The following is a 6,820-nucleotide window of genomic DNA, read 5'->3' as shown; positions in this document are numbered from 1 at the left end:
CTCACCGGCGGGGCCGCCGTCGCCGCCGGGCTCGTCGTCGGCGCGATCGCGCTGAACCGCGCGCCCGAGCCGGCGTTCCCGGCCGGACCCACCGCGTCTCTGATCACCGGACCCGGTCCCGACCACCCGTTCCCGCTCTCCGGCACCGAACTGCTGGCCCTGCTCGACCGCGCCCCCGACCTCGGCGCGCTCAGCGAACCCGCCCGCCGCGGCGCATGCCTGACCGGACTCGGCTATCCGCCCGGCCTCGACGTCCTCGGCGGCACCCAGCTGGAGACGGCCGGCCGGCCCGCGGTGGTGCTGGTGCTGGACGGCGCCACCCCGGCCCAGGTCTCCGCGGTGGTCGTGCCGCCGACGTGCAACGCCGCGCACACCGGACTGCTCGCCGAGACCGCCGTCGCGCGCCCGTGAGCCCGGCCGGGAACACCCGGGCATACCCTGGTGTTTAGTGAACGCGGTTGTTTACGCAGCTACGGTTCTGGAGAACAACTGCCGCAAGCAGAAAGGCACGCATGACCTCCTCAGACATGACTTCCTCGGACGTGGTCCACGACGTCATCATCATCGGATCCGGCCCGGCCGGGTATACGGCCGCGATCTACGCTGCCCGCGCCCAGCTGCAGCCGCTGGTGTTCGAGGGCAGCCAGTTCGGCGGCGCGCTGATGACGACCACCGAGGTCGAGAACTACCCCGGCTTCCGGGAGGGCATCACCGGACCCGAGCTGATGGACCAGATGCGCGAGCAGGCACTGCGCTTCGGCGCCGACCTGCGCATGGAGGATGTCGACGCGGTCGACCTGACCGGGCCGGTGAAGTCCGTCACCGTCGGTGACGAGACCTACCGCGCCCGCGCGGTGATCCTGGCCATGGGCGCGGCGGCTCGCCACCTCGGTATCCCCGGCGAGGACGCGCTGCTCGGCATGGGCGTGAGCACCTGTGCCACCTGCGACGGCTTCTTCTTCCGCGATCAGGACATCGTGGTGGTCGGTGGCGGCGACTCCGCGATGGAAGAGGCCACCTTCCTGACCCGCTTCGCGCGCAGCGTGACCCTGATCCACCGCCGCGACGAGTTCCGCGCCTCCAAGATCATGCTGGAGCGCGCGCAGGCCAACGAGAAGATCACCATCCTCACCAACACCCAGGTGACCAAGATCGAGGGCGACCCCAAGGTGACCGGTGTGCGTCTGCGCAACACCGTCACCGGCGAGGAGTCGGCGCTCGCGGTGACCGGCGTGTTCGTCGCCGTCGGACACGACCCGCGCTCGGAGCTGGTCCGTGGCCAGGTCGAGGTCGACGACGAGGGTTACGTGTTGGTGCAGGGACGCACCAGCTACACCTCGGTCGACGGTGTCTTCGCCGCAGGCGATCTCGTCGACCACACCTACCGGCAGGCCATCACCGCCGCCGGAAGTGGTTGTGCCGCATCGATCGACGCCGAGCGCTGGCTGGCCGACCATGCCGAGCCGGGCGAAAGAACCTCCACCACAACCGAAGACAGCGACCTGATTGGAGCACAGCAGTGAGCGATGGCAAAACGGTATCTGTGACCGACGATTCGTTCTCCGACGACGTCCTGTCGAGCGGCACACCGGTGCTCGTGGACTTCTGGGCGACCTGGTGCGGACCGTGCAAGATGGTCGCCCCGGTGCTCGAGGAGATCGCGTCCGAGAAGGCCGGCTCGCTGACCGTCGCCAAGATCGACGTCGACGAGAACCCGGCCACCGCGCGTGATTTCCAGGTGGTGTCGATCCCGACGATGATCCTGTTCAAGGACGGCCAGCCGGTCAAGCGGATCGTCGGTGCGAAAGGCAAGGCTGCGCTACTCCGCGAGCTGTCTGACGTGGTCTGACGTGCTCGGAGTGCCGCGAAACGCGGTGCCCCGACGCGCTGGGGTTTTCTCGAATCCCCTGTCGGTCTGAGAGAATCTTGGCTATGTCGAGTCTGCGTCGCGGTGACCGCGGAGGTCCGGTCGCCGAGATCCGGGCCGCTCTTGCCGCTCTGGGCATGCTCGAAAGCGCAGATGAGGACATCATCACCGGCAAGCTCGTCGCCGCGGACATGTTCGACGACGAACTCGACCGCGCGGTGCGCGCATTCCAGCAACATCGCGGCCTGTTGGTCGACGGTGTCGTCGGCGAGGCCACCTACCGTGCGCTCAAGGAAGCCTCCTACCGGCTCGGCGCGCGCACTCTCAATCACCAGTTCGGTGCACCGATGTACGGCGACGACGTCGCCACGCTGCAGGCCCGGCTCCAGGATCTGGGTTTCTACACCGGAATGGTCGACGGTCATTTCGGTCTTCAGACCCACAACGCACTCTCGTCCTACCAGCGTGAGTACGGGCTGTACCCGGATGGCATCTGCGGTCCGGAAACCCTGCGGTCCTTGTACTTTCTCGGCTCCCGGGTCACCGGCGGATCCCCGCACGCGATCCGCGAGGAGGAGTTGGTGCGCCGCTCCGGACCCCGGTTGTCCGGTAAGCGCATCATCGTCGATCCGGGCCGCGGCGGCGCGGACCACGGCCTGATCCTGAACGGGCCCGCCGGTCCGATCAGCGAAGCAGACATCCTGTGGGACCTGGCCTCCCGGCTGGAAGGCCGGATGACCGCGATCGGTATCGAGACGTTCCTGTCGCGGCCCGCGACCGCGTCGCCGGCGGATTCGGAGCGCGCCGCGACCGCCAACACCGTCGGTGCGGACATGATGATCAGCCTGCGGTGCGCTACGCACACCAGTCCCTCCGCCAACGGGGTCGCGTCGTTCCATTTCGGCAATTCGCACGGATCGGTGTCCACCATCGGACGCAATCTGGCCGATTTCATCCAACGGGAAGTGGTGGCCCGCACCGGATTACGTGACTGCCGGGTGCACGGTCGGACGTGGGATCTGTTGCGGTTGACCAGGATGCCGACTGTGCAGGTCGACGTCGGTTACATCACCAATCCCGACGACCGGGCCACGCTCGTTTCCCCGGCCGCCCGTGATGCGTTGGCCGAGGGCATTCTGGCCGCGGTGAAGCGGCTCTATCTGCTCGGCAAGAACGACCGGCCGACCGGCACCTTCACGTTCGCCGAACTGCTCGCACACGAGCTCGCGGTCGAACAATCCCGCCGCGCCTGACCGTTCCGCGCTAGTCGCAGCGGCCCGCGCCGGCGCCCACCGGCTGCTCGAGCTGCGCACTTTCCAACAACCGTTCCAGGGCGGCTTCCACTCCGGCCTTCCAGCCCAGCCCCTGCTCGAGCTCGAGCCGCAGGCGAGGGAAGTACGTGTGGTGCGACACCACCACGAAGCCGGCGTCCATCAGCAGGTCCGCGTCCAGGACGCACTGGTCCGGCGAACAGTCGCCGAGGGTTTCCAACACGGGGCGGACGTCGTCGGGTACCGCGCTCAGGTCGGTCAACTCCCTGGCCGCGCTGGTGCGTCCGAAGGCTTCCAGCGCCCGCACCCCGCGACGAACCAGGTCCTGCACGACCGCCATCAACAACGCATGGGACAGGTCCCCCACCGCACCGTCGCCGGCTTCGACACCCAGGGTCGTCAACAGCACCGCGTCGGCGCTGACCGGTCCGGTCGGAAACCTGCTCGCTCTCGGTACCGAGCGCGGCGGCGCGTAGAACACGTATCCCAGACACGGGTCGTCGTCGGAGAGCTCGCCGGAGCCCGCGGCACCGGCGGCGGGCCGGTGGTCGACAGCGAGCTGACCGCACGAGCCCCATTCGAGCATGACCATCGACAGCCACGCTTCCTTTTCGAACTCCGGGTCGGAGAGGTGATCCCCCCGGTCGATGATCGCCGGATCGACTTCCCAGTACACACAGCGCCGAGCGTGCTTGGGCAGCTGCTCGAACGCCTCGAGGCGGAGGGGCGTGATTCGTGCGTCCACTAGACTTCCCGGTCTCTGCGCCGTCTCGATCCGGACGGCTGCCTCTCCAGGATAGAAGGCCGGCGCAACTGGCGGCCGTTGCGCCCCGGGTGACCGCGCCCGATTGAATCGATCATCCAATTCTGCTGAGCCACACCGACTTTGCTACGGCACTCAAAACGCGCGACGGCGCGCGCGCCGTCTGTGTCACAGTGACGTAATTCGTCGGTGTGGTAGGTCATTGCTCCGACGCGTTCATCAACTCCACAATTCGCTGCAGATCGTCGACAGAACCGAACTCGACGACGATTTTGCCCTTGCGCTTCCCCAGGCTCACGGTCACCCGGGTATCGAACGCCGTCGACAGCTGCTCGGCGACATCCTGCAGCCCGGGCATCTGGATCGGCTTGCGTCGGGGCGCGGCCGGCGGCGCTTGCCCGTTGCGGTTGGCGATCGTCACCGCCTCCTCGGTCGCGCGGACCGACAGGCCTTCGGCGACTATTCGGGCAGCGAGCTCCTCCTGCGCTTCGGGTCCGGCCTCAAGCGACAACAGCGCCCGCGCGTGCCCGGCGGAGAGCACCCCGGCGGCTACCCGCCGCTGCACCGCGATCGGCAGGCGCAGCAACCTGATCATGTTGGTGATGACTGGCCGCGAGCGGCCGATCCGGGACGCCAGTTCATCGTGGGTGACGTCGAACTCCTCGAGCAGCTGCTGGTAGGCCGCAGCCTCTTCGAGCGGATTCAGCTGTACCCGGTGGATGTTCTCCAGCAGCGCATCGCGCAGCATGCTGTCGTCGGCGGTCTCCCGCACGATCGCGGGGATGGTCGCGACTCCGGCCAGCTGCGCCGCCCGCCAACGCCGCTCCCCCATCACCAGCTGGTAGCGCGGCGCGGATTCGCCCTCGGGCGTCGGCACCGCGCGCACCACGATCGGCTGCATCAGACCGAACTCGCGGATCGAATGCACCAGCTCGGCCAGCGCTTCCTCGTCGAACACCTGGCGCGGCTGCCGGGGGTTCGGATCGATCAGCGACGGAGCAATCTCGCGGTACACCGCGCCGACCGGGTTCTCCTCCTCCGCGGGGGGCGCCGGCGGTGCCTTCGACGGCGCTGCGCCGAGCACCACATCGGCAGCGGCAGCGCCCATCTTCGGACCCAGGGTCGCGGGTTCGCCGGTCTCGGCGGGCCCGGTCGGAATCAGCGAGGCGAGCCCCCGGCCCAGACCACTGCGCTTGCGTGCCGCGTTGTTCATCGGTCCCGTCCTTCGTCGTCTCCGCCACGCAGTGCCAACTCGCGGCTGGCATCGAGATAACTCATCGCCCCTCGCGAGCCCCGGTCGTAGTCGATGATCGTCATCCCGTAACCCGGTGCCTCGGACACCTTCACGCTGCGCGGGATCACCGTGCGCAGAACCTTGTCTCCGAAGTGTTCCCGGACGTCCATCGCGACCTGATCGGCGAGCTTCGTGCGCCCGTCGTACATGGTGAGCACCACGGTGGTGACGTTCAGGTCGGGGTTCAGGTGCGCCTTGACCATCTCGATGTTGCGCAGCAACTGACCGACGCCCTCCAGTGCGTAGTACTCGCACTGGATCGGGATCAGCACCTCCGGGGCGGCGACGAGCGCGTTGATCGTCAGCAGCCCGAGAGACGGCGGGCAGTCGATGAACACGTAGTCGAAGTCGTAGCGCTCGAGCTCGCCGAGTGCCGTCCGCAGCCGGCCCTCCCGCGCCACCATGCTGACAAGTTCGATTTCCGCGCCGGCCAGGTCGATGGTCGCCGGGATGCAGAACAGCCGCTCGCTGTGCGGGCTGCGCTGAAGCGCGGTCTCCACTGAGATGTCGCCGATCAGCACCTCGTATGACGACGGGGTGCCGGGCCGATGCTCGATGCCCAGCGCGGTGCTGGCGTTGCCCTGCGGATCGAGGTCGATGACCAGAACCTTCAGTCCTTGTAGCGCCAGGGCCGCGGCGAGGTTCACCGCGGTGGTGGTCTTGCCGACGCCGCCCTTCTGATTGGCGATCGTGAACACCCGCTGCCGCTTCGGCTTGGGGAGCTGCCCCTGCACAGCGGCCTGCATCAGCCGGACGGCGCGGGCCGCTTCGGCGCCGATCGGGGTATCGGCGTCCTGCGTGGGCCACGTTTCACGTGAAACATCGGCGGCCGGGACGGTCTTCGATGCGTCCGCATCTCCGGGCGCTGCCATTACTTGTGCCGCCTTCCCGCTCGAGCCTGAGGACTCCGCGTCGCCTCTAGGTACCCGACGACCACTGTCGCGGGCGGCTCCACGTACTGCGCGCCACATTTCTCCACCTTCACCTTTGACACTCCGAGCGCCGCCATGGCCTTTCGGTGCTGCTGGACTTCCTCATCGGCCCGCTCCCCCTTGATTGCCAGCATCCGGCCGCCGGTTGTCAGCAGCGGCGTACTCCACTTGGTCAACTTGTCGAGCGAGGAGACGGCCCGGGACACCACCACGTCCGTCGTCCCCACCTCCTCGCGCACTGCTCGGTCCTCGGCGCGGCCCCGCACCACCGTGCAGTCGATGCCCAGCTCCTCAATCGTCTCGCGAAGAAAATCGCTGCGTCGGAGCAGGGGCTCGATCAGGATGATCGTCACATCGGGCCGCGCCAGTGCCAACGGTATCCCGGGCAGTCCGGCACCACTACCGATGTCGGCGATCCGCTCCCCCGAATGGAGGAGTTCGCCGACCACCGCGCAGTTCAGGATGTGGCGGTCCCACAGCCGGTCGATCTCTCGGGGTCCGAGCAATCCACGCTCCACCCCGGCCCCGGCAAGAATCTCCGCATAACGAGCGGCCCGGTCGAGGACGGGCCCGAACACTGCCTCCGCAGCGGGAGGCGGTGGTGGTACCTCGGCATGTTTCACGTGAAACATCCTCCGGCTTTACGCGGCGTTACCACCGACCGACTCCCTTGGCTGGCGGAGAACTACATTG

At 67.9% G+C, this 6,820-nt stretch carries 8 protein-coding genes; 4 read left to right on the top strand and 4 right to left on the bottom strand.

The genetic code is table 11. The annotated features are described in order from the left end of the window. From MVA01S_RS14600 to MVA01S_RS14585, 4 genes are all read left to right on the top strand, one after another. A partial coding sequence (locus MVA01S_RS14600; RefSeq protein WP_060941620.1) for an RsmA family anti-sigma factor occupies nt 1–411 on the top strand: 411 nt, incomplete at its 5' end. 116 nt (nt 412–527) lie between these two features. Further along, the gene (gene trxB, locus MVA01S_RS14595; protein ID WP_003930881.1) at nt 528–1,523 is read left to right on the top strand and encodes a thioredoxin-disulfide reductase; all 996 of its coding nucleotides are present in this window, start codon (nt 528–530) and stop codon (nt 1,521–1,523) included. After that, entirely contained in the window at nt 1,520–1,849 is a 330-nt protein-coding gene (gene trxA, locus MVA01S_RS14590; RefSeq protein WP_003930882.1) for a thioredoxin, read from the top strand. Before trxB ends, trxA begins: the two co-directional genes overlap by 4 nt. 83 nt (nt 1,850–1,932) lie before the next feature. Continuing rightward, entirely contained in the window at nt 1,933–3,120 is a 1,188-nt protein-coding gene (locus MVA01S_RS14585; protein WP_003930883.1) for an N-acetylmuramoyl-L-alanine amidase, read from the top strand. Nucleotides 3,121–3,130: 10 nt separating this feature from the next. Here the strand turns inward: MVA01S_RS14585 and MVA01S_RS14580 are convergent, their stop codons facing one another. From MVA01S_RS14580 to rsmG, 4 genes are all read right to left on the bottom strand, one after another. Continuing rightward, nucleotides 3,131–3,883: a hypothetical protein gene (locus tag MVA01S_RS14580; RefSeq protein WP_003930884.1), complete on the bottom strand. Its 753-nt coding sequence runs from the start codon at nt 3,881–3,883 to the stop codon at nt 3,131–3,133. A gap of 217 nt (nt 3,884–4,100) precedes the next feature. Then, on the bottom strand, nt 4,101–5,114 hold the full coding sequence (locus tag MVA01S_RS14575) for a ParB/RepB/Spo0J family partition protein (RefSeq protein WP_060941619.1): 1,014 nt from the start codon (nt 5,112–5,114) through the stop codon (nt 4,101–4,103). Continuing rightward, the gene (locus MVA01S_RS14570) at nt 5,111–6,067 is read right to left on the bottom strand and encodes a ParA family protein (RefSeq protein WP_003930917.1); all 957 of its coding nucleotides are present in this window, start codon (nt 6,065–6,067) and stop codon (nt 5,111–5,113) included. Before MVA01S_RS14570 ends, MVA01S_RS14575 begins: the two co-directional genes overlap by 4 nt. Then, on the bottom strand, nt 6,067–6,750 hold the full coding sequence (rsmG, locus tag MVA01S_RS14565; protein ID WP_040541466.1) for a 16S rRNA (guanine(527)-N(7))-methyltransferase RsmG: 684 nt from the start codon (nt 6,748–6,750) through the stop codon (nt 6,067–6,069). Before rsmG ends, MVA01S_RS14570 begins: the two co-directional genes overlap by 1 nt. Between the last annotated feature and the right edge of the window lie 70 nt (nt 6,751–6,820).

The organism is Mycolicibacterium vaccae NBRC 14118 = CIP 105934 (assembly GCF_001552715.1).
In the GTDB taxonomy this organism is placed as follows: domain Bacteria; phylum Actinomycetota; class Actinomycetes; order Mycobacteriales; family Mycobacteriaceae; genus Mycobacterium; species Mycobacterium vaccae.
Note: the sequence above shows the minus strand (reverse complement) of the source record. Positions and strands in the feature narration are given on the sequence as shown.